Source organism: Maribacter sp. Asnod1-A12 (genome assembly GCF_045063735.1).
Classification (GTDB): Bacteria; Bacteroidota; Bacteroidia; order Flavobacteriales; family Flavobacteriaceae; genus Maribacter.
The window spans coordinates 1808034-1833711 of record NZ_JBEFNZ010000006.1 but is presented as its reverse complement, the minus strand read 5'-3'; the positions used below and the strand labels follow the sequence as shown (position 1 = coordinate 1833711).

Sequence of the window (25678 nt, the reverse complement as noted above, 5' to 3'; positions counted from 1 at the left end):
CAAACATTAAATCGATAAAACGTAGGGGTAGGTTGGTAAAATTATTAAATTATAACAGACATACCCCTAATTACTAGGGGGTATACTCCTATTTGTGTTTAATTTTTAAGATAATCATGATTAGAAGCAATACTGCCGTTGCCAGATTTGCAATGATGATAGGTAAACTTTGTAATGAAAATCCGTAAACCGACCACATTAAGGCTCCTAAAAGCAAAACGCTATACATGGTTAAAGAAATATCTTTGGTAGATTTCTCTTTCCAGGTCTTATATACCTGTGGTACAAAAGCCCCTGTGGTAAAGGTAGCTGCGACCAAACCTAAGATTTCAATACCATCCATATTTTTATATTTTACAACTGTACTAAAAAATTCATGAAACACAAAGAGGCGATTTTCATCGCCTCTTACTTTAATATCTATAATTGTAACTACCCTACAATATTGACTATTTTACCAGGCACTACAATCACTTTTTTCGGTTCGCGACCCTGTAACTGTTGTTGGGTTTTTTCATGCGCCATTACTGCTGCCTCTATTTCATCTTTACTTAAGTCTAAAGATAGCTGCATAGTAAACTTCATTTTACCGTTAAAGGAGATAGGGTACTCTTTATCACTTTCTTTAATATACTTTTCTTCAAATTTTGGAAAAGGTGCTGTTGCAATAGAATCTGTATGACCCAATTTACTCCACAACTCTTCTGCAATGTGCGGTGCGTATGGAGATACCAATATCGCTAAAGGCTCCAACACTTTTCTGCTGACACATTTTTGTGATGAAAGCTCGTTTACACAAATCATAAATGTAGATACGGATGTATTGAAACTAAAATTCTCAATATCTTCTTCTACCTTTTTAATTGTCTTATGTAATGTTTTCCATGATTCTTTAGATGGCTCCTCCTCGCTTCGGCTACGCTCAGCGACCGCAGTTTCATCTAAAAAGGGCGTGTACAATTTCCACAGTTTCTTCAAGAAACCATGTGCTCCCGTTATACCTGCCGTGTTCCAAGGTTTTGATTGCTCTAACGGACCTAAGAACATTTCATACAAACGCAAACTATCCGCACCATATTCCTCACAAATAGCGTCAGGATTAACAACGTTGTATTTAGATTTGGACATTTTTTCAACTTCGCGACCTACAGAATACATTTCACCTTCTACTAAGCTAAAGTCAAATTCATCCACCGCACTACCAATCCAAGATTTCAAATCTGACATTTTAACCTCATCGGATGAATTAATCATTGAAACATTAATATGTAATGGCCTTATATCAGAAATTTTGAATTGGGAAAAATCTATTTGGATACCTTCATCTACTAACTCCTTATACTTTTCACTATTCTTAATTCTTTCCTGCAACTCATTTATCATTAACTTATTTGAGAGAATATCAAAATAATCATCCTTTGAAATTAATACTTGATAAGGATAGATAAGACGATAATGATTCAAATCAGATTTTTTAATCTTTTCCAATGAAAAGGAGACCGCATAATAAAACGCACTAGTCCCCGTAATCATTCCTTGATTAATCAACTTCTTGGCAAACTCATCTTTAGGTACCAAACCTTTATCAAACATGAATTTTTGCCAGAAACGAGAATACAATAAGTGACCTGTTGCGTGTTCGCTACCACCTATATATAAATCTACATCTTGCCAGTAGTTAATCGCTTTTTCAGAAAATATCTCCTCGCTATTATGCGGGTCCATGTATCTATTAAAATACTGTGAACTACCTGCCCAACCTGGCATGGTATTCAACTCAAGTGGCCACACGGTGGCATTATTTATCTCACTGTTATCTACAACTTTATTTGCAACGGTATCCCATGCCCAAACCTCAGCATTACCCAAAGGTGGCTCACCGGTTTCAGTAGGTAAGTATTTTTCAACCTCTGGCAACTCAATTGGTAAATGTTCTGGAGAAATCATCTGTGGCATACCATCTACATAATACACTGGGAAAGGCTCTCCCCAATATCTTTGACGACTAAAAACAGCATCGCGCAAACGATAGTTTATTTTTCCTTCGCCATGCCCAATTTTCTCCAACTCATAGATAGCCAGCTTCATTGCTTTCTTATATGGTAATCCGTTTAAGAAATCAGAATTAGCAATAACAGTCTTCTCCTTATCGGCAAATGCTTCTTCAGAAATATCCACACCTTCAAATACATTGGGAATATCAATATTGAAATGCTTTGCAAAATCATAATCGCGCTGATCTCCACATGGAACGGACATCACAGCTCCTGTACCATAACCCGCCAAGACATAATCTCCGATCCAGATAGGAATAGGTTCTTTGGTAAACGGATGCTCAGCATAAGCTCCTGTAAAAGCACCCGAAATGGTTTTTACGTCTGCCATACGATCGCGCTCAGAACGCTTTGCAGTTGCCTCTATATAAGCCTCTACCTCAGCTTTCTGATCTGGTGTAGTTATTTTACCTACTAATTCGTGCTCTGGCGCCAAGGTCATAAATGAAACTCCGAAAATGGTATCAGGACGAGTTGTGAAAACTTCAATCCCCCTAGCCCCCGAAGGGGGAATATTTTGTTGTTCCAAATGAGCCTTTATCTCTTCTAAAACACCATCAATATTTCCAATTACTTTTTCATTTTTAAATCTTACGACTTTATAACCTAAACCATTTAAAACCTTAGTTCTTTTTAAATCAGCTTCTTTTTGAGTTTCATGAATTTCCCCATCTACCTCAATTACCAATTTTTTAGATAAACAAACGAAGTCTACTATGAAATCATCTATTAAATGTTGTTGCCTAAACTTATAATCTAGTTTCTTAGATTTTATAGACTCCCAAAGAACTGATTCAGCAGCAGTAGGATTAGCCCTCATTTCTTTTGCTCTATCAAGCAACAAATGAGAATTATTACCTCCGGTCATATAGCCAGGCGCAGTCCCTTCCCCTTTGGGGAAGGTTAGGATGGGGAACGTGACTGAAGCTCCTTGACTTCTTCCAATCCAATTGGTCTGTGAATCTTTTAACGGTTGTGGCCAATCTATCTTATTTAAACCATCTAACAAACGTTGTGCATATGCTGAAATACGCATACTCCACTGGGTCATTTTTTTACGAATAACCGGGTGTCCACCACGCTCTGATACTCCGTTTACGATTTCGTCATTTGCCAATACCGTACCTAGTGCAGGGCACCAGTTAACTTCGGTATCCGCCAAATACGTTAATCTATACTGTAATAGTATTTCTTGTTTTTTAACATCAGAAAAAGCAGTCCATTCATCAGCTGTAAATACCTCAATATCATCATCACATACGGCATTCACATTTGCATTACCATCCGTAGAAAACTTAGAAATCAAGGTTTCTATATCTTCTGCCTTATCGGTATCTTTATTATACCAAGAATTGAATATTTGTATGAATATCCATTGTGTCCACTTGTAATATTCGGGACTAGAAGTTCTTACTTCCCTGCTCCAATCAAAAGAAAAACCTAATTGATCTAACTGCCTTCTGTACGTTTTAATATTTGCCGCCGTAGTTACCGCAGGATGTTGACCTGTTTGAATGGCATACTGCTCTGCAGGCAAACCAAAAGAATCATACCCTTGTGGATGCAATACATTGAAGCCTTTATGCCTCTTATATCGTGCATAAATATCACTTGCAATATAACCTAACGGATGCCCAACATGGAGCCCCGCACCAGAAGGATAAGGAAACATATCAAGCACATAGAATTTTTCTTTTTCAGAATCGTTCTCTGCTTTAAATGTTTGGTTTTCTGCCCAGTATTTTTGCCATTTGGCTTCAATTTCGTTGAAATTGTATTGCATGATCTTTACTTCTTTTCTGTAAGTCGCAAAAATAGGTTTATTCTGCTAAAAGCGAAAGAATAACATCATTGTTACGTTTTGGGTTAAACCATGAGTAATTTACCACTATAGAGTACCCAAAGCATAGATGCCAATGCAGATAAGTTTATGAGATAACCAAACAATTTCATTTCTGGCAACGTATACGCCCTGCCCTTGAATATCACAAAAATATCTAATACCATAAATGCAGAAAAGAGACCAAGAAATGATGCCAACACCACATCTTCAAACCAATACCAGACCAAAACAGATTCGCATACCAATATCAAGAGCATTAGTAGTTTTGAGTTGTTACGCCCTATTAAAGTAGCAGTTGTTCGCTTGCCCGAAGCTAAATCTGGCTCTATATCCATTATTTCGCCCGCAATGTGTGCTTGAAATGCAAACAAAGACAAATACACCAATGTTTGCCATGGTAGCGTTTCTAAATCATTTAGTTCTGTTGAAAAGAATACGGTTACTACATACCCTACCTGAATTAGTATTTCAAAAGGAGGTCGTTCCTTTATTCTGAACGGTTTAAAATTATAAAGGATATTTACGACTACCATAAACAGCAGAAGTAAGAACATTTTAAAGCCGGATATAAAAGTGAAGGCAACTACAAATATGAATGTGAGAATTGTAATTTTAGTAAGCACTCCTTTTAGTTGCGATCTTGAAGCCTTTGCACCAAACAGAAAATTTCCTTTTCTAGCGTTAAATGCATCAGCACCTATATCATTATAATCGTTTAGACCGTAGACCAAATAATTTAAAGGGAAAGTGACATAGAAAAGACCGAGCCAAAAATTAACATTCAACCAAAAATCTACCTCATTTGCAAAAGGAACCAAATAAATCCAAATTGTAGGAAACCAAAGTCCGGGTCTGGATATTTTTAGATCTAATAAATTCAACATCTTATCAAAAGTTACGTTTAAGATGTAGTAAAAATAGTATTCTTAAAAAGAGATACAGCAACTGATTTTTAATAATAAATAAGCATTGTAGCAAAAAGTATATCTTTAAACAGTGAAAATGACGAACCCCAAATTTTTTATACTTACTCTTTTTTTAATCAGTAGTTGTATAACTTCACTGCAAGCACAACTTGGTTTCTGTGGCGGCAATTCCGGTGACCCTATTTTTATTGACGATTTTGGTTCAGGTACCACTGATGGACCCGAATTACCTGCCGGCACAACAACTTATAATTTTACAACAGGAACGCCCAATGATGGTGATTATACAATCTCTAGTACAACAAATTACTTCGATTGGCTTTCACTGCAAGACCACACATCTGGAGATAGTAATGGAAAATTACTTCTTGTTAATGCCAGTTTTACCGCAGGAGAATTTTACCATCGTGAAGTTTCTGGACTATGCGAAAACACCACTTATGAATTTTCATCTTGGCTTATTAATTTATCACCTGCAGGCAGTTGCGAAGGAATTAGTATTCCTGTGAATGTTCGTTTTCAAATATGGGACGAAACAGACACTACATTGCTCTCTCAGGGAGATACAGGTAGTATTCCAAATACAGGCAGCACTGAATGGGAGCAATATGCGCTCGTTTTCAAAACGGAACCTGGGCAAACATCTGTTATTTTAAAGATGAGGAACAATAGCAATGGTGGCTGTGGAAACGATCTTGCTATAGACGATATTCTATTTCGATCTTGCGGTGATAATGTTACCATTACTACGGCAGCAGATGAAGCTAGTTTGGTAGTTTGCGAAGATCAAGGCAGTGTTTCAAGAACTTTGACAGCAACACCAGATTCTTCTGTATTCAATTCTCATGCCTACCAATGGCAGCAAAGTACAGATCAGCAAACTTGGGTAGACATCGCTGGTGAAAATAGTGCGATTTTGAATACTCCGGCAGTTACTACAACTACCTATTTTAGAACAAAAATCGCAGAGGATATTGTCAATGTAAATAACGATTTATGCAACGTGGTATCCGATGTTTTTGATATTACCGTTCTACCTATTCCCGCTGCTCCTGTAAGTAACGGAGATGTAACCATTTGTGAAGGAGAACTAGGTACACTATCCGTCAATACGCAAAATTCATATTCCATTAATTGGTACGATGCCGCTACTGGCGGAAATTTAATTTTATCCGATGACCGAAACTTAGAAATTGGCACTGCCGGCACCTATTACGCAGAAGCTAATTCAACAGAAATTGAATGTGCATCTACCACAAGAACAGCAGTTACGCTGACCGTTAATCCATTACCGACCATACCTGATGACTCTAATGCTTTTCTTTGTGAAAATTCTTTTATCACTCTAGATGCCGATATTGAGAACGTCACCTACCAATGGTCTACAGGCGCTACCACCCAAATGATAGACGTTACTGAAGCTGGCGAATACGCAGTCATTGTAACTAACACCAATGGATGCTTGGCCACACGAACCATCACAGTTATACAAATAAATTTACCTAGAATTGATAAAATAGTATCTGACGGACCATCAATAGTAGTTTCTACTGCCAACAGTGGAAATTTTGAATATTCTATAGATGGAATCTCATTTCAAACCAGTCCTATTTTTGAAGCTGTACAAGGCGGATTTTACACTATTTACGTTCAAGACAGTAAAGATTGCGGTGTTGTAACGGAGGATTTTTACCATTTGGTCATTCAAAAGTTCTTTACACCGAACGGCGATACTGTCAATGATATTTTTGAACCTGACGGATTAGAAGTTTTTAATTCCGTTACCATTTCAATTTTTGACCGCTACGGTAAGCTTATAAAATTCGGGAATGCAAATTCTACTTCTTGGGACGGCACTTTTAAAGGTGAACGAATGCCAGAAGATGATTATTGGTATCTAATTGAGGCTGATTCTATACAATTTAAGGGGCACTTCAGTTTAAAACGTTAAGGCTTTATTTTTTTAAGTCCCATTTAACAATACTTTGCTATTTTTACTGCACTTTTAAGTACTATGGCGAACTCCTTCGAAAATTATCAAAGACGCAAACTCATCTCCTCCTATTTTTCAGTGGTGCTAAGTATTGCATTAGTCTTATTTCTACTGGGCATTTTAGGATTACTGGTCCTGAACACCAAAAAAATGGCAGATCGTTCTAAAGAACAAATCACCATTTCTGTGTTTCTAAAAGAAAATACCAAGGAAATTGAAGTTGAACAGCTTCAAAAAACCTTAGCAATGTCTGAATACACCAAATCTTCTACATACGTATCCAAAGAAGAGGCAGCAAAACAACATAGTGAAGATATTGGCGAGGATTTTGTTGATTATTTAGGGTATAACCCGCTAAAAAACTCTATCGACGTAAAACTAAATGCAGATTTTGTTACAGCTGAAAAAGTAGAAGAAATCGCCGACACCCTTTCAGAGAAGAGTTTTGTCGATGAAGTTAGTTATGATAAGGTATTAGTAAGCATGGTAGCGAAAAGTGTTGAACAGATAGGTTTTTGGATTTTGGTAGCTAGTGCCATATTTACCTTTATCGCAGTATTATTGATCAATAGCTCTATTCGATTATCTATCTATTCTAAAAGATTTATCATCAAAACCATGCAAATGGTCGGGGCCACAAAAACCTTTATCAGAAGACCTTTTATATGGCAAAACATTAAACTAGGTATGATCGGTGCTGCAATTGCTTTATTGGCGATTAGTGGTGTCGTGTATTATGTAAATATTAATTTTCAAGATCTAGGGCTATTCGATGAACCTTATATTTTGATTATTTTATTCGTTAGCGTTTTTCTATTAGGCATACTTATTTCGTTCATTAGCACCTATTTCGCGACCCAACGTTTCTTAAATCTTAGAACGGACGAATTATATTATTAAATTTGCGGTATGAGTAAAAACAACAAAGTGGAACAGCGTTCTAAACAAGAATTTATTTTTCAGAAGAAAAATTACATGTTCATGTTTATTGGCCTTGCCTGTATTGCAATAGGTTTTATTTTAATGAGCGGTGGCGGTAGCGATGACCCCAACGTATTCAATCCTGAAATATTTAATTTTAGAAGAATTAGACTTGCACCGACTTTGGTTCTTATCGGCTTAGGCATAGAAATTTATGCCATTTTATTAAACCCACACAAAAAGAAAGATTAATTGGATACTTTAGACGCTATTATACTCGGCATTATTCAAGGATTAACCGAGTTTTTACCTGTTTCATCAAGTGGGCATTTAGAATTGGGTAAAGCCATTTTAGGAGATAACTCTGTTCAAGAAGAAAGTTTATTATTTACCGTAGTACTACACTTTGCAACCGCATTGAGTACAATTGTAGTTTTTAGAAAAGATATTTGGGAAATTTTAAGCGGATTGTTTCAGTTTAAATGGAACGAAGAAAGTCAGTTTTCCGCTAAAATCATCATCTCCATGTTACCGGCCGTATTCGTAGGTCTGTTTTTTGAAGAACAGTTAGAAGCCTTTTTTGGGGGAAATATCAGATTTGTAGGCTTTATGTTGATCATTACGGCAGTACTTTTATATTTTGCTGATAAAGCTAAAGACACGGATAAGAAAGTAAGTTTTGGTAATGCCTTTATTGTAGGTATCTCTCAAGCGATTGCTATGCTACCTGGTATTTCACGTAGTGGAGCCACTATTTCTACTTCAGTTCTTTTAGGTGTAGACAAATCTAAAGCCGCCAGATTTTCATTTTTAATGGTAGTACCATTGATCTTTGGTAAAATTGCCAAAGACCTTATGAGCGGAGATTTAACTTTTAACGGAGAAAATAACGTAGCCATGGGCGCTGGTTTTATTGCCGCCTTTGTTGCCGGTCTTGCCGCTTGTACTTGGATGATTAAATTGGTTCGCAAAAGCAAGCTATCTTACTTTGCCATTTACTGCCTTGTGGTAGGGTTAATTGCCGTTATTTACGGTTTTACTAATCCGTAATACAAAATAAACACCCAAATTCATGGAAGATTTGACCAAAGAAGACTATTTGAACGGTCAGGTATTATTGATCGATAAACCACTAGAATGGTCCTCTTTTCAAGCTGTTAATAAATTGAAATGGGCTATTAGAAAAAAATTCAGCTTAAAGAAATTTAAAATAGGGCACGCGGGTACTTTAGATCCGTTAGCAACAGGACTTCTAATTATTTGTACCGGTAAATTCACTAAAAAAATTACTGAATATCAAGGGCAAGAAAAAGAATATACAGGTGTTTTCACTTTAGGTGCAACTACTTCTTCATATGATCTTGAAACCGAAATAAACGAGACTTTTAGTACAGAACATATTACATCTGAGCTTATAAAAGCAACTACCAATGAATTTATTGGTGATATAGAACAAGCGCCACCTGTATTTTCAGCACTTAAAAAAGATGGCAAGCGTTTATATGAATTGGCAAGAGAAGGAAAAACAGTAGATATACCAAAGCGTAAAGTAAATGTAAGCGCTTTTGAAATTACCGATATTGACGGATTGAATGTTCACTTTAGAATTGCATGTAGCAAAGGAACTTACATAAGGTCAATGGCTCATGATTTTGGAAAAGCATTGAATTCTGGAGCCCATTTAACAGCATTGAGAAGAACCAAAATAGGTGATTTTAACGTAGATAATGCTCAAGACCCTTTGGCTTATGCCAATATCTTGTTAGGCACAGAAGAAAACAGGTAATAAACAATTGATTACCATTTGTCGATCTTCTAAAATATTTTGGTATTATTAAGGTTATATACCCATGAATCTGAACAGAAAACAATTATCATTACTTGCCACTGTCTTTAGCATGTCTATTGTAGTGTTGGTATTGTATAATATTCAGTTTGGGGGGCAAGAAGAATCTAAAGAAGATTATGTTGTAGAAATGGTTATGGACCCTGAGGTTCTAGAAGAAATCCTAAAAGAGGAAGAACCATTAGAAGAACAAGAAGAAATAGACCCTATTAAAAGTCACTTAGCCTTTAACGAAACCGCTAAACCTAGTTACGGCAATCCAGAACCACTGCAGACTTTAGAGGAGTTAATGGCAGAGCGTAACGAAATGAGTGATGGCGACCTAACAGAACAAATGATTTCTGATAACGCTTATTCTGAAAGAGTAAAAGCTTTAGCCAAAAAACGAGAAGAGAAAAAACAACTTTTAGGTGAAAAGGAAGCCCAAAAAAAAGAATTTACAAACAACCTGGCCGCAAGAAGAACTTCTGTTTCTTATTCTTTGGTAGACCGAAACAATTATAAATTACCACCGCCAATATACACTTGTATAGAAGGCGGTAAAGTGGTCATCAATATTGAGGTAAATGCTTTAGGCTATGTTACCGAAGCCGATTATAATGCTAAAAGCTCAGGTACTTCTAACGGATGTCTTGTTGACAACGCCATCAAATACGCTTTAAAAGCAAGATTTAATTCTTCTACAAAAGACTCTCAAAAAGGCACAATTACCTATTTATTTCAAGGAAAGTAACCTAATAATACAAGAAAGAAACCATTGGATTTCTATTCTTGATTATCAAATGATTTCAGTAAGTCTTCTAAAATACTTTGACCCTTATCCTTATTATAAAACATTTGAAGATCCTGCTTAAACTCTGGAGTTAACTTACCGTGTTCTGTTTTATAATCAACAACCATATTTGTAGCTTTTGCCGAACGTGGTCCCCAAGTTGCAACTACAGCACCATTACCTTCTTCAACCGCTATTAATTTAGGAATAGATCTTCCACCGTTAGTTAAAAACTGATCCATGATCTCTAAATTCTCATCACGTAGAATAATAGATAAGGATATATTCGGATTAATTTCTGTTATCTTATTCATTACCGGTAATGCAGGTGAAGCATCTCCACACCAGCTTTCAGACAATACTACCCATGAAATTTTCTTGTTGACCGATTTAATTCTAGTTACAGCCTCGTCACTAAACTTTAAGGTTTTGTCCCATCTGCGCATACGACTATTATTCAATTGCGTGTATTGCGTTAATGCTTCTGACTGTGCAGGACCAGTTGCTTCTCCCTTTTCAGCTAGGTCTGCAATCAGCGCCCTGTATTCCGCATAACTAAAGCTGGTCTCTAATCCCTTTTTTATTAAATCTTCTATAACTAATTCCATGCGTTTACTATTTTAACATCTATAATCGAACGGTTTAGTAGTTATAAAAGTACAATGCTTACAAATTCTCAGGATTTACCGCCAAGCTATTGAACAGCTTAGCTTTTGCCGTAAAGTATTTATTCTCTACTTGGTTTTGTTTCAATACGGCGTCTATCAACTTACTTTCTCTAGAGTTTATTAGAAAAAGTGAACTTTCACCAAAACTGAATTTTCGCTCTTCGGCAGCCAATAAAGCCTCATAACTAGACACAATATCATCTATAAGAACATTCTGATCCTGAAAGGAATCTAACTCATTATAAATGGCAGTTATCTTATTCTGAATCTGTACCTCGGCATTATCAAGCTCGAACTGTGCGTCTTTTAATTTCAATTTCGCCAATTTTAAATCTCCACGCTCTTTTCTAAGAAATAGCGGAAGTTCAAAATTTAAGCCAGCTTTATAATTCTGTGTTTCAAATGAATTCAAGTACTCTGGCTCATCAGTAATGAACTTATACTCCACATCTATTCTTGGTAATAATTTATTTGTTTTTAAACGCTTATCCACCAATAGACCATCAATTTTATAACCTAACGATTTTAACTTCGGATGATTTTCTAACACAAAACTATCCAACGGTTTTCCTAGAATTTCTAATGCTTGATCAATTTCAGCATCTAAAGATGTATCTGGTACAACTTGCGGTTGTAGCTCCATTGGTATGTTTTCACCCATCCACAGGTAATTAGAAAGTTCTAACCTGGCATTTCGTAAAGTTACATTTGCCTGCTCACGTTCTAACGCTCTATTCTGTACTGCAATCTTAGCTTCTACCGTATCTATGGCAGCTATTTCACCTGCTTGCGCGCTACGGTTAACACCTTTCAACCTGACTTTAGCATTCAACAAAAAATCATTGAACAATAGACTATTTCTATATGCCTGTAACCAATTGAAATACGCCAATGAAGCATCGAACAAAATCTGATTCACCAATAAATCTCTATCTGCCTTAGATTGCTCCCTGAAAAATTTCGCCTTCTTTACGGTAGCCATACGTTCGTTGATCCAAGAACCACGACCTAATGACAGCGCAACTCCGGCACTATACAAGCCATCATCTGGCACATTTCTTTCGGCATTTAAATATTCACCAGAATATTGCTCAAATTCGCCCTTCAACTCTATACCGTACCAAGTAGGTATTTTAAAGGTAGAGTTTAAGAGGTCATAATATTCTGAACCTTTAAATTCTTTGGTTGAATAATCCACAGCTATCTTTGGATCAAAACCACCACGCGCTTTCATAAGATTTGCCTGACCAACATTCATGACCATCTCTGCCTGTTTGGCTATAGGGTGATACTTTTTTACATAACCCAAATACTCCCTAAAATTCAGTTGTATAGAATCTGGGGTCTGAGCATTTGAAAATAAGCCCGTAATTAGATATAAAAAGACAATAATTCTCTTCATCGCTATTTTTTTACAGGTTTATCTTGAGCGCCTTCTGGCTGATAATAATTGGCAGGGAATCCGTTGAGCTGACGCCATAGTTCATACCAAATAGGCACATCTTCTAACAATGCAATGGTATTTGCCCCAGAACCTACACGCAGGGCTTCTGGCCATGCCTGATCATCTTTATCGGGAGACAATAGTATTCGATACTTCCCATTGGGATTTATAAAAGTTTCGATTGCTACGACCTTACCCGCATATGTTCCGTAAGATGCATTTGGCCATCCGCTAAATACAATTGCCGGCCAACCATCGAACTGAATTCTAACCGTTTCACCTAAATGAATTAAAGGTAAGTCTATAGGATTTACAAAAGTTTCTACTGCCATATCATATTCTGCCGGCATAATACCTACTAACGGCGTACCTTCTTTAAAGGTCTCACCAATACCTGCAGTTAGCACTTTATTGATATAGCCATTCTGCGGTGCACGGATATAACGAAGCTCGCTTCGCATTTGATAATTTGTATAATCGTTCTCCAGTTTACTTACCTGAGCCTCAGAATCAAATTGATTAGACATTGCCGTAAACTTATCGCTCTGCGCTTTTGAAATTTTATCGGTATAAGAAGCCTGTACTCTATTAATCTCTACTTCTGCATTGATGATCTCGTTCTTGGCCGCCAACAATTTATTTTCTTGAGAAAGCAATTTTGCTTGAGTCTCCTGAAGCTTTAAACGTTTTGCCTCAACATCAGTTACCGCCTTTAAACCTTCGCTTTGTAACTGAGCCGTACGTTCATATTGGCGTTCTGCAATTTGTATGTTCGTCTTTGCCGCTTCAAAATCAATACTATCACTTTGTGCCTTTAGTTTCGCTTGCATCAATTTATTCTTGGCTTGCTCTAGTTTTAACCGCCTTTCATTGAATAATGCCGCTACCTGATTATCTAAAGATTTTACCTTATCCTCATAAGACGTAACAGAAGATGATTTTGATTTTAATTGCTGCCCTGTTCTTTCAACAAGATTTGGATCAAAATACTCAGACTTTACTTCAGATATAAAGAGTATTGTATCTCCCTTTTTTACATAGTCTCCCTCCTGTACATACCACTCCTCTATTCTACCCGGTATTTGAGATTGAATAGTTTGCGGTCTTTGACCTGGTGTTAGGGTAGTTAAAAACCCTCGGGCATTAATAGTTTGCGTCCAAGGCAAGAACAACACGATTACACCTACTACAGCAAATGCAAATAAAAACCGATTAAAATGCTTGTAATGCCTTTGGTGATTTACTTTTTGAACAGATTTAAATCGCTCAATCGACACTTTTTGGTTTAATTTATTATGAGATATATTAAGCATCTTTTCCTGAGATTTCGTTAATAATCTGTCCTTTATCCATCGTAATAATTCGAGAACATTTTTTAATCCACTTATCGTTTTCACTTACCACAAGTAATGCCCAACCGTTAGATGCATCACTTAAAAAGTTTAAGATCCTATCTGCTTCTTCACTATTAAATTGATCAAGGGGGTCTTTTAGAATCAGTAATTTAGGTTTACGAACTATACTTCTCGCCAACACTATTTTTTTAGAAACTGTATATGGAATCTGCTTTCCTTCTGGGTATAACACGGTATTAAGTCCGTCTGGTTGTTTCTTAACAAAATCCGTAAGTCCCACTTTGTCCAACGCCCAGTACACTTGCTCATTTGTAGTTTCTGTATCCCCGAAAGTGATGTTATGTAGAATAGTACCCTCAAAAGGTGATTCTTCTGGTAACGATTGACCCAGGTGCGAACGATAATAATTTAAATTCATCCCTTTTAAAGAGACTCCGTTTACATAAACTCCGCCACTATCTGGTTCAATAATTCCTGCAATAAGTCGTAATAACGTATTCTTACCAGAGCCACTATTTCCTCTTAAAAGAATGGTGCATGTTGGCGAAATGTTTAAACTTAGATTTGAAATTATCTCTCTTTTTGGATCGGGTACACTATAAGATATATTGCTTAACTCTACAGTAAATGACTGATTCTCTAAAAATGGCTTTTCACCTTCTTGTGTTTCTAGCCCTTTATCTACGACCTGACCCATTTTTTCTAATGAAGTCAACAAATCATAAAAGGTCTCTAAGCCTGTTATCAATTTTTCTACAGAGTTGATTACTAAAAGTATAATGATTTCCGCAGCTACAAACTGCCCTATATTCATTTCTTGGTTCAATACCAGTAGCCCACCAATTAGCAGAAGCCCCGCAGTTACCAAAACCTTAAAACCTATCATTTGAATGAATTGTAACACAATAACCCTAAAATGACTTTCTCGTGCATTCAAATACTCAACCACCAAGGTGTCATTCTTATCTAAAGCATGAGAAGTTTTACCAGATAATTTGAAACTAACAATAGAACGTGCTATCTCTTGTAACCAATGCGCTACTTTATACTTGCTCTTTGACTCATCTAAACTGGTATCTAAGCCTCGTTGTGCCGTAAACTTAAAAACCACATATATTAATAGAAGTAACAGCATACCATACACAATAAAAAATGGATGATAAAAAGATAACAGCAATAAGCCAAAAATAATCTGTAATAACGCAGCAGGAAAATCTATTAAAACCTTTGATAACGATTTCTGAATCGTCAACGTATCAAAAAAACGATTTGCCAATTCTGGCGGGTAGTAATTATGAAGTTCGCTCATTTTTATCTTAGGGAAACGATATGCAAATTCGAACGATGCCCGTGTAAATATCTTTTGCTGTACATTTTCTATAATTCTTATTTGCATTAATTGCAGAATACCTACAAAAGCCACACCTACAGTTACCCCAATTACCAAAACCACCCAAGATGAGCTTATTTGCGCACCTTGCATTAAATTGATGATTGCTTGGATACCTAAAGGCAAGGAAAGGTTAACAACACCCGCAAATATGGCGTAGTAGAATACCTGAAATATGTCTTTCTTGTCTAATTTTAAAAGCCCAAGAAAACGTTGCCAGGCGGTTAATATATTTTTATTCATCTAAATTTTGTTTTAATGTGTTGAACACAAGATGGGTTAAATATTGTGTAGGAGTAACCTTTTTGTTGCAATCTGTAAGTGTCGGAAAATGTTCTTTTAAATAATGTTGGTGTAAACCGTTTTCAAGTATGGTACTTGCCAAACTTAATGGATATTCATAACTCTCATCTACCTCTGAAATCATGTCTGCCAACCTGCCTACCAATCTCTTGTAAATAATATAAAAACCTTCTTTATTTTCAGTATCTACTTCCTTGGTCAAATAAGATTTTGAATACTCGTTAATAACTATCTTATTTAATGACACTTCATTGATATGCGAGAATGCCGAATCTTCTTTTATCTCTCTGGTAATGATCAAGATTGATTTCAATAATTTCTCCTTCGGATTTTGGATTCCGTATGTGGCAAAAACCAGTTGATATTCCATCCACCCCCAAAACCAAGATGTGAGATAAACCAACAGCTTATGTTTATTCTCAAAATACCGATAGATTGAACTTTCATTGGATCCAATCTGGACTCCTAATTTTTTAAATGTGAATTTTTCAAAACCCATTTCATTGATCATCTGAATACTAATCTCTACAATTTTCTTTCCTAATTCAGAAGACTCAGGGTTCTTTAAAAATAGTTTTTCATTAATCTTGATTTGCACACTTTGCATCAACTGATCCATAACTCACTAATTTATACTGAACAGCAAAAATAATAGTAATACTATTACAATTCGATAGTTTAACATTTAATAAAGAAAATTTAATGATTAGTTTAATTTTAACATGTTAGTTTTATCAAATTGACAAAAAACGAGCTTTCATTTAACTAATACCATACTATAATTCTTTCCATTTTCAATACTTTTGCCACTAAACATAGTTATTATGGAACCTGTTAGATGTGGCTGGTGCAAAGGTGATACGCTATATGAAGCCTATCATGATCACGAATGGGGAGTTCCCGTAAAAGATGACGAACTGTTATTTGAATTCTTGGTATTGGAAACATTTCAAGCAGGTCTTAGCTGGATTACCATTTTAAAAAGACGAGAACATTTTAGGGTAGCTTTTGATCATTTCAATTATAAGAAGATTGCAAAATATCCCGAATCTAAAATTCTAGCTTTACTGCAAGACAAAGGTATTATTAGAAATAAACTTAAGGTTCGTGCTACGGTTACCAATGCCATTGCATTCATGGAAATTCAAAAAGAGTTTGGCAGCTTTAGCAGCTATATTTGGGAATTTGTAAACTATGAACCTATTACCAATAAAGTAATCAATTACAAAGAGGCACCTGCCAACACTTCAATTTCTGACGACATTAGTAAAGACCTAAAAAAACGCGGATTCAAATTTGTAGGTAGCACGATTATTTATGCATTCATGCAGGCTACAGGCATGGTGAACGATCATCAAATAGATTGTTTTAGATTTAATCAAGTATAGCATAAACCAATTACAACTAACATGAAAAATATTCTCATTAAAATAACTATCGCTGCTTTTCTATTCTGTTTTCAGCTAGGTCGTTCTCAATATAAATACGAAAGAGAACATCGTATTCTAAAGTCTCAATTTCCGGCTCAAGCAATCACGAACATTAATGAGAACGTAATAGACTTTAAGCGAATAAAATTCTACAAAGAAACCGATAGCTCTAAAATAAGTTATGAAGCTAAACTTAAAAAAGACAAGCTTTGGTATAGTATAGAATTTAATGAAGAAGGCTCATTAGAAGATATAGAGATACTTATAAAACCCACAGATGTACCCAATGATACTTATGATAAAATAGTAAGTTATTTGAACAATATTTTTACTAAATATAAAATTAAAAGGCTACAACAACAATATCCTTCAAATAAAGGGACTGCGGAAGAGGTTTTTAAAAATGCGTTCCAGAATCTTATTCTTCCTTCTAATAACTATGAAATAGTTGTTGTAGGCAAAAAAGACGAAGGTTATTTAGATTATGAAATTCTGTTTGATGCTAATGGAAATTTTAAAAAAATAAGAACTTCTCTTCCTCCAAATTATGATCACGTACTATACTAGAGTTCGGTTCATCACAGCCCTACTATTGTTAGGTGCCACTTTCGCACAGTCACAAAATAATACAACTGCGTATTGGGAACCTGAAGTTGCTTTAAATTATAAGGTATCCCCATTACTTAAACAAAATTTTTCTTTATCGAATAGAAATTATACATACCACAATAACAAGTCTCAACTAACCGTTCGGCAAATAGAAATAGCCCATTTTTCTTCTTTGACCATCGACCCTTATAAAAGTATAGGTCTAGGTATTCAATACAGATTTAGAGAAGCGTTTGAAAGTGATAAGGAAAACGAAATTAGATTTACACAACAATTTAACATCACTAAAAAAAACAGTAGTGCTCGTTTTGGTAACCGTATTAGAATTGAGCAACGTATTCAACCTTCTAATTTGGTGCATCGTTTTAGATATCGCTTTGCTATAGATATTCCATTAAAAGGTTTAAAAATGGATATTGGCGAACCCTATTTGGTCGCTACTACAGAATCTTTGTTGAGTATAGGCAAAAGCATAAAACCAATGTACGACCAACGACTTACATCACAAATTGGCTGGTCTATTTCAGAACACCTAAAAGCGCAATTAGGAGTGCAGTTTAGAATGGAAAATTATACAGAAAGTACAGAACATGTTTTCTTTTTTCTAAACAGTCTGGTCATTTCAATTTAAAAACTTCATAAACTCTTTTCTGGGTATTTCTTGTGCACCCATACTTTCTAAATGATCAGTATGCAATTGGCAATCAATAACCTTATAATCTTTAGCTTTTAATTCTTCGGCTAGTTTAATGAATGCAAATTTTGATGCGTTAGAAGTTAAACTGAACATACTTTCTCCACAGAAAATATTACCTAAATCAACCCCATATAATCCACCAACTAAAGAATCGCCTTCCCAAACTTCATATGATTTTGCAATACCTTTTTGATGTAATTCTACATAGGCATTTTTCATATCATCGGTGATCCAAGTGCCATCTTGACCTTCACGCGGCACAGATGAACAATACTCCAACACTTCTCTAAAACAAGTGTTTTTTGTTAATCGAAACTGTTCGTTACGAATAACCTTACGCATACTTTTAGAGATTTTTATCTGATTGGGATATAAGATCATTCTGGGATCGGGACTCCACCATAAAATAATAGAATCATTATCGAACCACGGGAATATTCCACTTTGGTATGCTAGAAGCAAACGTTCTGGAGAGAGGTCACCGCCCACTGCCAATAAGCCTTCTACATTGGCACTATCTACTGGTGGAAAAATAAGGTCATCGGTCAAAAAATACATGACTATCTGCGGCTTTTAAATTTTTGCCAAAATAAATAAAGGTGATAAAACAAAAAAACTTGTTTAACTTTTTAAGCTAAACAAGTTTACTATTATCAAGACTTAGTGTCTTATAAAATTTTTCTATAACTCTTAGAAAGGGAGATCATCATGATCCTCTTCATTTAAATTATCTGCAGGCTCAAAGGCCTCCATCGGTGCAACTGGTGGCATACCCGCAGCTGAAGCTCCTTGAGATGAACCTTCTATTCGCCATCCTTGAATAGAGTTAAAATACTTTACTTGACCTTGAGGGTTTGTCCATTCTCTCCCTCTAAGGTTAATGCTCACTTTTACATCTTGACCTACTCCGTAGCTATTCAATAAATCACATTTATCTTGAACAAACTCAATCATAATATGTTGTGGATATTGCTCATCTGTAGTAACAACTAATTCTCTTTTTCTAAAGCCATTAGACCCAAAAGTTTGGGTTTCTCCTATTAATTTTACTTTACCTTCTATTTCCATCTTGAACTCTTTTTACAATAGAGTTCAAAAATACATAAAATGACGCGGTAATAAAACATGGTACACCGATAACAACACAACAATTATTCACAATTAGGGTTATCTTTAGTATTAGACAACTATTGGATGAACTTTATTCCTAAAAACAAAATTTCCAACATATTTCTATTGATAGGCTCCTTTTTAATGGTAAGTCTAATCTTGTGGAATACCAATAGCTTTTTCAAACAATTTAAAGAGGAAGAACGCCTTAAAATGGAGATTTGGGCCACTGCACAATCAGAATTTTTACAATCTTCTGAAACTGTAGATTTAGGTAGTTTGCATTTAAAAGTATTTCAAAACAATACTTCCACCCCAATGATTCTTATCAATAAAGATAAATCTATTAGGGTAAACAACTTTCCACAGAACAAATCTAAAGACTCGGTTTACATTCAAAGTCAACTCAAAAAGTTTAAAAGTGAAAACACACCTATATCTATCGATCAACAAGGTGAACATTTAGCAACTTTGTATTACGGCAATTCTGATGTTTTGACCAAATTAAAGTTTTATCCTATTGCGCTACTCTTAATTATTTTCCTTTTCGCAGCAGTTATTTATTTCTTGTTCAAAACTAATAAAGCCTCTGAACAAAATAAGTTATGGGCAGGTATGGCCAAAGAAACCGCTCACCAAATCGGAACACCGCTTTCTTCTCTTTTAGGATGGAACGAATTGCTGAAATCTGAAGCTATCAACCCAAGTATTACCAAAGAAATTGAAAAGGACATTGATCGATTACAAACGATTACCGAACGCTTCTCTAAAATTGGATCGTTACCAAAGCTAGTTGAAAGTGATATTGTAAGAGAAACACAAGATGCCTTCGACTACCTAAAACGCAGAAGCTCTAAACTCATTCACTTTACCTTTAATACCAAGGTAGATCACCTACCTGTTATGCTGAACAGCTCTTTATACAATTGGACGATTGAGAATTTAGTTAAAAACGGAATTGATGCCATGAGAGGTAAGGGTAGTATCGCCATAGAAATAGTTCAAGACAACAAATATGTCAACATTTTAATAGCCGATACTGGGCATGGTATTTCTAAAAGCAACTATAATAGTATATTTACACCCGGCTTTACTTCTAAAAAAAGAGGTTGGGGCTTAGGACTTTCTTTGGTTAAGCGTATTGTGGAAGAATATCACGAAGGCAAAATAAAGGTGTTATCATCTGGTAAAGAAGGTACTATAATGCAAATTTCTTTAAAAGTGTCTCACTAATTATGGCGAAGGAAAAATTAGAAGTTATTAAAGAAGCTAATCTTAGCAATAACTGTCCTGAATGTTTTAATCAAGATTTAAATCTAACTTTTTATCAAAAACATACCTACGGTAGCTTCTTTCATAAAATCACAGGAGAACTAAGTAATAAATTAGTTTGCAACACCTGCCATTCTACCATTTATCCTGTTACCTGGACCGATGATATCGAACGCATGTTCAACTACTATCAGAAAACTGCAATACCTGCCAAAAAATCATCTAAACCAACACTGCTATTTTATAGCTTGACCTTAGTTCTAATTGCGTTAGTTGCTGGTGCATTGTATTTATTTATTTCTGGAGTTATTCAACTTTAGAACCGATTGCCTTAGCAAGATCACTTAGCTCTTCATTGCCTAATTTTACTTTGTGCTGAAAAGTAGCATCCTTCATTTCATTTAAAGGAATTAAATGAACATGTACATGTGGCACTTCTAAACCAATAACCGACATACCTACACGTTTACAATCAACAGTCTTCTCTAATGCCCTACCTACTTTTCTAGAAAAAGACATCAAGCCCAAATAGGTTTGTTCATCTAAATCTAAAATTTTATTCACCTCTTTTTTAGGTATACACAATGTATGCCCTTTTGCATTTGGGTTGATATCTAAAAAAGCCAAGAAGTTCTCATCTTCAACTACTTTGAAACAAGGAATTTCACCATTTATAATCTTAGTAAATATTGTCGGCATAATAATTCGTATTTAATTCTAATAAAAAATCCTACCCTTTAATAAGGATAGGATTAAATATAGTTATTTAAAAGATTTACGCTCTTGTAATTTCAAGAATATCAAATTTAATTGCTCCACTTGGTACTACGATCTCGGCAGTATCTCCTACCTTTTTACCAAGTAGACCTTTACCAATTGGCGAGTTTACAGAAATCTTTCCTGTCTTTAAATCTGCCTCACTTTCTGCAACCAATTTATAAGACATTTCCATGCCATTATTTTGATTTTTAAGCTTTACGGTAGACAGCACCAAAACCTTTGAAGTATCTAATTGAGATTCGTCAATTAAACGTGCGTTAGCAACTGTATTCTCCATCTTAGAAATTTTCATTTCTAAAAGTCCTTGTGCTTCCTTTGCAGCATCGTATTCAGCATTTTCAGACAAATCACCTTTATCTCTTGCTTCACCTATTGCTTGAGATGCCTTTGGCCGCTCAATATCTCGTAAATGATTTAGTTCTGCCTTGAGTTTTTTTAACCCCTCGACAGTATAGTATGATATGTTACTCATAACTTCCTCGTTTTATAAATAGACAAATCCTCTGCAATTGCCTATTAATTCGGCTTTTTAAGCGAGGATTTAACACAAATATACATAATTTTTACGCACATTTGCTGAAGTTTTTTAAAACTAAATTAAAGCATGATGAAGAAATTAGGCATCGTAATTCTATTGATTATCACCGCTTGTAGCAATGACAGTACAAACAGAAATCCGTACTTACAAGAAATCGGTTTTCGTTTTGAAGCAAATTTAAACTTGCCTTCTTACAGTCCTCTTTCAAATACGGGTAGTGCCATTTATATTCCAAGTGATCTTGCCGGTACTAGAGGTGTTTTTGTAATTAACTCTGGTTTTGATCAATTTAGAGCTTTTGAAGGTAGTTGCCCAAATCATGTACCTAGTGATTGCTCTACTATGGAGTTAAATGGACAAACAGCTATTTGCTCTTGTGAAGATTTCGAATATAGCTTATTTACAGGTCAGTTATTAAATAGACCTGATGATGAAAATCGTTATTACGATATGCTAGAATACAATACTACTTATAGCGGTGGTAGCGTTATCATTTTCAATTAACAACAGGTTATTCTTCTAAACGGTATTTTTCCATAATTTCCTTAAACAACTCACCTGTACTTGGTGGTGTATAAGATATAGCATTTGCCCCAGCATCAATTGCCTGAACTATACATGCGTCAGTTTTACCACCAGTAGCAATAATCGCTACATTGGCATCTAAATCTCTAATCCTTTTAATGATTTCGGCTGTTTTACCTGCCCCCGATACATTAAAGACATCAACCCCTGCAGCCAATCTACCCTTGAAATCATCTTTTTCGGAAACCACAGTAATTGTTACCGGTATATCAATTTTTTCTTTAAGCTTAGTAATAAGGCTATTAGGGGTAGGTTTGTTTAAAACCACCCCTAAAGCCCCTTGAAATTCTGCATGTATCGCTAATTCTAACGATCGCACTCCGGTTGTTAATCCGCCGCCGACACCGCAAAAAATAGGCTTATCGGCAGCCAAAATCAATGCATTGGAAATTACCGGTTGTGGCGTAAACGGGTATACCGCTATAATTGCATTGGCATTTGTATTTCTAATAATTGCCACATCTGTACTAAACAGAAATGACTTTATCGATTGCCCAAATACACGAATACCCGAGCATTGCGAGATTACTTCTGGCACCGTTACAATGTTATTTCTTAATCTACTACCAAAAACTGGAATACTACGCTCCATAACCCTGTATATTAGGGTTCTAATTTAGATTATTCTTTTACGCACCGTACTTTTTAAGCAAATATTTAATACAAATTTGTAACAGATTACCTCATCTTTAATTCTTAAAAATTAATCGTTGCACCTAATAAAAAGTTAGTACCCGCTTGTGGGTAATATCCTTGAACTTCAAAAGTATTACCTGGCGTAGACCAACTGTCTAAATAGGTATAACCATTAGACACATATTTCTCGTTTAGAATGTTATTTACCAACCCAGAAAATACAATAGACTTTAATACATTATTCATTTTTATTTCATAAGTGATATTAAAATCGTTCGTGAAATAAGAATCCAATTTTGATGCCTCTGTATCTGTATTACTCAAATACTGTTCGCCAACAAATTTTGAATACAGTGAAAGACTCAGTGCTTCACAAGGCATATAACTAAGAATATTACCTGCTACCAAATTTGGTGAATAAGCAATATTAGTATCTCCTAAACCTTTTAATAGTCCATCTCTATCAATAAAGAAATCTTTGTTCTTATTATCGCTTATAGCAAAATTAGGTCTTACACTTAATTTATCTCCCAATCTAATATTCGCATCAACCTCTAAACCAAACCTGTAACTATCACCAACATTCTCTCTTAATGGTGCACCAACATCGTTTAACTCCCCTGTTACCACTAATTGATCTTTATAGTTCATGTAATATAGGTTGGTATTGACCTGTACATTAGTAGATACGTATCTCCACCCTAATTCAAAATCATTTAATTTTTCTGGCTTAGGGTTCCCGCTTTCGTAATCATTTCTATTTGGTTCTCTATTAGCTACCGCAAAGGACAAGTAGAAATTGTTATTTGCATTTAAATCGAATGTGACCCCTGCTTTTGGGTTGAAAAAATTAAACGTATCATCAACCAAACCTGTTTCATCTCCATTAGCCTTGTACCCAACAGTTCTATATTGCAAATCTCCGTATAACGACCACTGATCCGTTAATTGATAATTTGCTTTTGCATACAAATTAAAATCAGTTTTAGTTGAACTATCATCATAGTAGCGGTCTTTATAACTACTATCGCTAGCATATCTAGCCCAAATTACTTCGCCGAAATGGTCGCCTTCATACTTGTTAAAGCCACCACCCATTATTAAGTCTAGCTTGTCTTTCTTATAATTTGCGAAAAAAACAGTACCGTAGAAATCATTGTCCAACCAACGTCTTCTAATAAGATCCGTGGTATTTACTTCGTTACCATCAACTATTAGCGGTTTAAAACCATAGGTAGAAAAATCGTCTGCCTCTTTATATTGCTCAAAATAGCCTCTACCTCTGGTATAATGCAAAGCAATGTTGGTACTCCAGAAATCTGAAATTTGCTCATTCCATAAAAGCTGAGCATGGTCTTGCTTATAATTATCTACCTCATTATCATGAAATTGGGTATTACCATCTAAATCTGTATAAATACCTGAAGGATTAAAAGTTCTATCCGTTTCCAAAGTTTGACGATCTATACCATACCAAGCTTGATACGTAATTTCATGACCACCAAACATTAATGCTTTGATCAAAGTATTATCATCTTTATACGCAGCTTGTAAAAAATAAGATTCTAAGTCTGAACGGGCTCTATCAATATATCCGTCAGATTTTATTTTAGACAATCTACCTGAAATTTCAACATGGTCATTTAAGAGTCCTGTACTGAATTTCAAGTTATTTCTTAAGGTGCTGTAACTACCAATTGAAGTTGATATTTGTCCGTATGCATCTTGCGAGAATCCGTCAGTCAACACATTTAAACTTGCTCCAAATGCACCTGCACCGTTAGTTGATGTACCTACACCACGTTGTAATTGCAAACTCTCTGTTGAAGAAGCAAAATCTGGCATGTTTACCCAAAATGTACCTTGAGATTCTGCATCGTTATAAGGTATACCGTTAATGGTAACGTTTACACGTGTAGCATCGCTACCTCTTACCCTTATACCTGTATAACCTACACCTGCACCTGCATCTGTAGTCGTTACAACAGATGGTAAAAAATTCATTAATACAGGAATATCTTGACCCAAATTTCTTGGTTTGATATCCTCTTTTGTAAGATTTGAAAATGTAACCGGAGATTGCTTGGTTACCCTAATTGCCGAAACGAACACTTCGTCCAGCACTACTTTTTGACCCTCTAAAGAGTCGGTTTCCTGTTCTTGGGCACAGACACCCATACTCAGCGCAAAAAACGCCGCAATTGTGAAAATAGATAGTTTCATTCGTAAAATAATTACGAATAAAAGGGGCTATTATTCTAATGTTAAAATTGATTTTTGAGCAACTAAGCTCGAATTCCAAAAGACTTCATATGAACAAAAAAAAACATACTACATCTTATTCTAAAAAATTGTTTTAAATTTTTTAGACTTTCCCTTGGCAGCATTACCTGCCCAGGTTCTTTGGGTATAATCTCAGCTTTGTTCTAAATATAGAACTCGGCACCCCTTTGAGATGCCGCAAATGTAATGCACATAATTCATCTCTCATAAAGAAATTTAAAAA

At 35.4% G+C, this 25678-nt stretch carries 26 protein-coding genes; 12 read left to right on the top strand and 14 right to left on the bottom strand.

What is annotated here, in order from left to right:
• Positions 1 to 88: 88 nt before the first annotated feature.
• The 3 genes from ACJJVP_RS07845 to ACJJVP_RS07835 form a co-directional block, all read right to left on the bottom strand.
• On the bottom strand, positions 89 to 343 hold the full coding sequence (locus tag ACJJVP_RS07845) for a SemiSWEET family sugar transporter (RefSeq protein WP_405412423.1): 255 nt from the start codon (positions 341 to 343) through the stop codon (positions 89 to 91).
• An 89-nt stretch (positions 344 to 432) separates the two neighbouring features.
• On the bottom strand, positions 433 to 3837 hold the full coding sequence (locus ACJJVP_RS07840) for a DUF559 domain-containing protein (protein ID WP_405412421.1): 3405 nt from the start codon (positions 3835 to 3837) through the stop codon (positions 433 to 435).
• An 83-nt stretch (positions 3838 to 3920) separates the two neighbouring features.
• The gene (locus ACJJVP_RS07835) at positions 3921 to 4781 is read right to left on the bottom strand and encodes a UbiA family prenyltransferase (protein WP_405412418.1); all 861 of its coding nucleotides are present in this window, start codon (positions 4779 to 4781) and stop codon (positions 3921 to 3923) included.
• 118 nt (positions 4782 to 4899) lie between these two features.
• Here ACJJVP_RS07835 and ACJJVP_RS07830 point away from each other — a divergent pair, with 118 nt between their 5' ends.
• The 6 genes from ACJJVP_RS07830 (at position 4900) to ACJJVP_RS07805 (ending at position 10316) form a co-directional block, all read left to right on the top strand.
• Complete coding sequence (locus tag ACJJVP_RS07830; RefSeq protein ID WP_405412415.1) at positions 4900 to 6774, top strand: T9SS type B sorting domain-containing protein; 1875 nt, start codon at positions 4900 to 4902, stop codon at positions 6772 to 6774.
• Positions 6775 to 6837: 63 nt separating this feature from the next.
• On the top strand, positions 6838 to 7716 hold the full coding sequence (locus ACJJVP_RS07825) for a cell division protein FtsX (RefSeq protein WP_405412413.1): 879 nt from the start codon (positions 6838 to 6840) through the stop codon (positions 7714 to 7716).
• A gap of 9 nt (positions 7717 to 7725) precedes the next feature.
• A complete protein-coding gene (locus ACJJVP_RS07820) occupies positions 7726 to 7989 on the top strand; it encodes a DUF3098 domain-containing protein (protein ID WP_405412410.1) in 264 nt (87 codons plus the stop codon).
• Positions 7990 to 8787 carry an undecaprenyl-diphosphate phosphatase gene (locus tag ACJJVP_RS07815; protein ID WP_405412407.1) on the top strand — a complete coding sequence of 266 codons (798 nt, stop codon included), beginning with the start codon at positions 7990 to 7992 and terminating at the stop codon, positions 8785 to 8787.
• A 22-nt stretch (positions 8788 to 8809) separates the two neighbouring features.
• Positions 8810 to 9523, top strand: coding sequence for a tRNA pseudouridine(55) synthase TruB (gene truB, locus ACJJVP_RS07810; protein WP_036157081.1), 714 nt, complete (start codon positions 8810 to 8812; stop codon positions 9521 to 9523).
• Between the two features lie 64 nt (positions 9524 to 9587).
• The gene (locus ACJJVP_RS07805; RefSeq protein ID WP_405412404.1) at positions 9588 to 10316 is read left to right on the top strand and encodes a hypothetical protein; all 729 of its coding nucleotides are present in this window, start codon (positions 9588 to 9590) and stop codon (positions 10314 to 10316) included.
• Between the two features lie 32 nt (positions 10317 to 10348).
• On the opposite strand, the gene ACJJVP_RS07800 is transcribed toward ACJJVP_RS07805, so the two are convergent.
• The 5 genes from ACJJVP_RS07800 to ACJJVP_RS07780 are packed head-to-tail and all read right to left on the bottom strand — an operon-like array spanning position 10349 to position 16134.
• On the bottom strand, positions 10349 to 10963 hold the full coding sequence (locus ACJJVP_RS07800) for a thioredoxin family protein (protein WP_405412402.1): 615 nt from the start codon (positions 10961 to 10963) through the stop codon (positions 10349 to 10351).
• 58 nt (positions 10964 to 11021) lie between these two features.
• On the bottom strand, positions 11022 to 12425 hold the full coding sequence (locus ACJJVP_RS07795) for a TolC family protein (protein WP_405412400.1): 1404 nt from the start codon (positions 12423 to 12425) through the stop codon (positions 11022 to 11024).
• Positions 12426 to 12427: 2 nt separating this feature from the next.
• Complete coding sequence (locus ACJJVP_RS07790) at positions 12428 to 13780, bottom strand: HlyD family secretion protein (RefSeq protein ID WP_405412398.1); 1353 nt, start codon at positions 13778 to 13780, stop codon at positions 12428 to 12430.
• Complete coding sequence (locus tag ACJJVP_RS07785) at positions 13773 to 15455, bottom strand: peptidase domain-containing ABC transporter (protein WP_036157092.1); 1683 nt, start codon at positions 15453 to 15455, stop codon at positions 13773 to 13775. The genes ACJJVP_RS07790 and ACJJVP_RS07785 overlap by 8 nt, the downstream gene beginning before the upstream one ends.
• Positions 15448 to 16134, bottom strand: coding sequence for a TetR/AcrR family transcriptional regulator (locus tag ACJJVP_RS07780; protein WP_036157093.1), 687 nt, complete (start codon positions 16132 to 16134; stop codon positions 15448 to 15450). The genes ACJJVP_RS07785 and ACJJVP_RS07780 overlap by 8 nt, the downstream gene beginning before the upstream one ends.
• A gap of 205 nt (positions 16135 to 16339) precedes the next feature.
• Here ACJJVP_RS07780 and ACJJVP_RS07775 point away from each other — a divergent pair, with 205 nt between their 5' ends.
• The 3 genes from ACJJVP_RS07775 to ACJJVP_RS07765 are packed head-to-tail and all read left to right on the top strand — an operon-like array spanning position 16340 to position 18185.
• Entirely contained in the window at positions 16340 to 16903 is a 564-nt protein-coding gene (locus ACJJVP_RS07775; RefSeq protein WP_405412394.1) for a DNA-3-methyladenine glycosylase I, read from the top strand.
• A gap of 21 nt (positions 16904 to 16924) precedes the next feature.
• Positions 16925 to 17512 (top strand): hypothetical protein, encoded by a 588-nt coding sequence (locus tag ACJJVP_RS07770; RefSeq protein WP_405412393.1) that lies wholly within the window; start codon positions 16925 to 16927, stop codon positions 17510 to 17512.
• Positions 17493 to 18185: a DUF2490 domain-containing protein gene (locus ACJJVP_RS07765; RefSeq protein ID WP_405412391.1), complete on the top strand. Its 693-nt coding sequence runs from the start codon at positions 17493 to 17495 to the stop codon at positions 18183 to 18185. Before ACJJVP_RS07770 ends, ACJJVP_RS07765 begins: the two co-directional genes overlap by 20 nt.
• Here ACJJVP_RS07765 and aat read toward each other — a convergent pair.
• Together aat and ACJJVP_RS07755 are read right to left on the bottom strand one after the other, a co-directional pair.
• On the bottom strand, positions 18177 to 18809 hold the full coding sequence (gene aat / locus ACJJVP_RS07760) for a leucyl/phenylalanyl-tRNA--protein transferase (protein ID WP_405412388.1): 633 nt from the start codon (positions 18807 to 18809) through the stop codon (positions 18177 to 18179). The two genes, ACJJVP_RS07765 and aat, sit on opposite strands and share 9 nt — an antisense overlap.
• Before the next feature lie 132 nt (positions 18810 to 18941).
• Positions 18942 to 19319 (bottom strand): DUF3127 domain-containing protein, encoded by a 378-nt coding sequence (locus tag ACJJVP_RS07755; protein WP_405412386.1) that lies wholly within the window; start codon positions 19317 to 19319, stop codon positions 18942 to 18944.
• Positions 19320 to 19445: 126 nt separating this feature from the next.
• Between ACJJVP_RS07755 and ACJJVP_RS07750 the strand changes: the two genes are divergently transcribed.
• Positions 19446 to 20594: a sensor histidine kinase gene (locus ACJJVP_RS07750; protein WP_405412384.1), complete on the top strand. Its 1149-nt coding sequence runs from the start codon at positions 19446 to 19448 to the stop codon at positions 20592 to 20594.
• 2 nt (positions 20595 to 20596) lie between these two features.
• Complete coding sequence (locus tag ACJJVP_RS07745; RefSeq protein ID WP_405412382.1) at positions 20597 to 20953, top strand: hypothetical protein; 357 nt, start codon at positions 20597 to 20599, stop codon at positions 20951 to 20953.
• Here the strand turns inward: ACJJVP_RS07745 and ACJJVP_RS07740 are convergent.
• Both ACJJVP_RS07740 and greA read right to left on the bottom strand, forming a co-directional pair.
• Complete coding sequence (locus ACJJVP_RS07740; protein ID WP_405412379.1) at positions 20940 to 21332, bottom strand: HIT family protein; 393 nt, start codon at positions 21330 to 21332, stop codon at positions 20940 to 20942. The genes ACJJVP_RS07745 and ACJJVP_RS07740 overlap by 14 nt on opposite strands.
• 76 nt (positions 21333 to 21408) lie before the next feature.
• A complete protein-coding gene (gene greA / locus ACJJVP_RS07735; RefSeq protein WP_405412377.1) occupies positions 21409 to 21885 on the bottom strand; it encodes a transcription elongation factor GreA in 477 nt (158 codons plus the stop codon).
• 132 nt (positions 21886 to 22017) lie between these two features.
• Between greA and ACJJVP_RS07730 the strand changes: the two genes are divergently transcribed.
• Positions 22018 to 22455, top strand: coding sequence for a hypothetical protein (locus tag ACJJVP_RS07730; protein ID WP_405412375.1), 438 nt, complete (start codon positions 22018 to 22020; stop codon positions 22453 to 22455).
• Positions 22456 to 22462: 7 nt separating this feature from the next.
• Here the strand turns inward: ACJJVP_RS07730 and ACJJVP_RS07725 are convergent, their stop codons facing one another.
• Both ACJJVP_RS07725 and ACJJVP_RS07720 read right to left on the bottom strand, forming a co-directional pair.
• Positions 22463 to 23128: a hydrolase gene (locus ACJJVP_RS07725; RefSeq protein ID WP_405412373.1), complete on the bottom strand. Its 666-nt coding sequence runs from the start codon at positions 23126 to 23128 to the stop codon at positions 22463 to 22465.
• Between the two features lie 104 nt (positions 23129 to 23232).
• Positions 23233 to 25395 carry a TonB-dependent receptor gene (locus ACJJVP_RS07720; protein WP_405412370.1) on the bottom strand — a complete coding sequence of 721 codons (2163 nt, stop codon included), beginning with the start codon at positions 25393 to 25395 and terminating at the stop codon, positions 23233 to 23235.
• Positions 25396 to 25678: the final 283 nt, after the last annotated feature.

Coding starts and splice junctions, on each gene's coding strand:
- ACJJVP_RS07845 (WP_405412423.1), bottom strand. CDS start 343: ATGGATGGTATTGAAATCTTAGGTTTGGTCGCAGCTACCTTTACCACA.
- ACJJVP_RS07840 (WP_405412421.1), bottom strand. CDS start 3,837: ATGCAATACAATTTCAACGAAATTGAAGCCAAATGGCAAAAATACTGG.
- ACJJVP_RS07835 (WP_405412418.1), bottom strand. CDS start 4,781: ATGTTGAATTTATTAGATCTAAAAATATCCAGACCCGGACTTTGGTTT.
- ACJJVP_RS07830 (WP_405412415.1), top strand. CDS start 4,900: ATGACGAACCCCAAATTTTTTATACTTACTCTTTTTTTAATCAGTAGT.
- ACJJVP_RS07825 (WP_405412413.1), top strand. CDS start 6,838: ATGGCGAACTCCTTCGAAAATTATCAAAGACGCAAACTCATCTCCTCC.
- ACJJVP_RS07820 (WP_405412410.1), top strand. CDS start 7,726: ATGAGTAAAAACAACAAAGTGGAACAGCGTTCTAAACAAGAATTTATT.
- truB (WP_036157081.1), top strand. CDS start 8,810: ATGGAAGATTTGACCAAAGAAGACTATTTGAACGGTCAGGTATTATTG.
- ACJJVP_RS07805 (WP_405412404.1), top strand. CDS start 9,588: ATGAATCTGAACAGAAAACAATTATCATTACTTGCCACTGTCTTTAGC.
- ACJJVP_RS07800 (WP_405412402.1), bottom strand. CDS start 10,963: ATGGAATTAGTTATAGAAGATTTAATAAAAAAGGGATTAGAGACCAGC.
- ACJJVP_RS07795 (WP_405412400.1), bottom strand. CDS start 12,425: ATGAAGAGAATTATTGTCTTTTTATATCTAATTACGGGCTTATTTTCA.
- ACJJVP_RS07790 (WP_405412398.1), bottom strand. CDS start 13,780: ATGCTTAATATATCTCATAATAAATTAAACCAAAAAGTGTCGATTGAG.
- ACJJVP_RS07785 (WP_036157092.1), bottom strand. CDS start 15,455: ATGAATAAAAATATATTAACCGCCTGGCAACGTTTTCTTGGGCTTTTA.
- ACJJVP_RS07780 (WP_036157093.1), bottom strand. CDS start 16,134: ATGGATCAGTTGATGCAAAGTGTGCAAATCAAGATTAATGAAAAACTA.
- ACJJVP_RS07775 (WP_405412394.1), top strand. CDS start 16,340: ATGGAACCTGTTAGATGTGGCTGGTGCAAAGGTGATACGCTATATGAA.
- ACJJVP_RS07770 (WP_405412393.1), top strand. CDS start 16,925: ATGAAAAATATTCTCATTAAAATAACTATCGCTGCTTTTCTATTCTGT.
- ACJJVP_RS07765 (WP_405412391.1), top strand. CDS start 17,493: ATGATCACGTACTATACTAGAGTTCGGTTCATCACAGCCCTACTATTG.
- aat (WP_405412388.1), bottom strand. CDS start 18,809: ATGTATTTTTTGACCGATGACCTTATTTTTCCACCAGTAGATAGTGCC.
- ACJJVP_RS07755 (WP_405412386.1), bottom strand. CDS start 19,319: ATGGAAATAGAAGGTAAAGTAAAATTAATAGGAGAAACCCAAACTTTT.
- ACJJVP_RS07750 (WP_405412384.1), top strand. CDS start 19,446: ATGAACTTTATTCCTAAAAACAAAATTTCCAACATATTTCTATTGATA.
- ACJJVP_RS07745 (WP_405412382.1), top strand. CDS start 20,597: ATGGCGAAGGAAAAATTAGAAGTTATTAAAGAAGCTAATCTTAGCAAT.
- ACJJVP_RS07740 (WP_405412379.1), bottom strand. CDS start 21,332: ATGCCGACAATATTTACTAAGATTATAAATGGTGAAATTCCTTGTTTC.
- greA (WP_405412377.1), bottom strand. CDS start 21,885: ATGAGTAACATATCATACTATACTGTCGAGGGGTTAAAAAAACTCAAG.
- ACJJVP_RS07730 (WP_405412375.1), top strand. CDS start 22,018: ATGATGAAGAAATTAGGCATCGTAATTCTATTGATTATCACCGCTTGT.
- ACJJVP_RS07725 (WP_405412373.1), bottom strand. CDS start 23,128: ATGGAGCGTAGTATTCCAGTTTTTGGTAGTAGATTAAGAAATAACATT.
- ACJJVP_RS07720 (WP_405412370.1), bottom strand. CDS start 25,395: ATGAAACTATCTATTTTCACAATTGCGGCGTTTTTTGCGCTGAGTATG.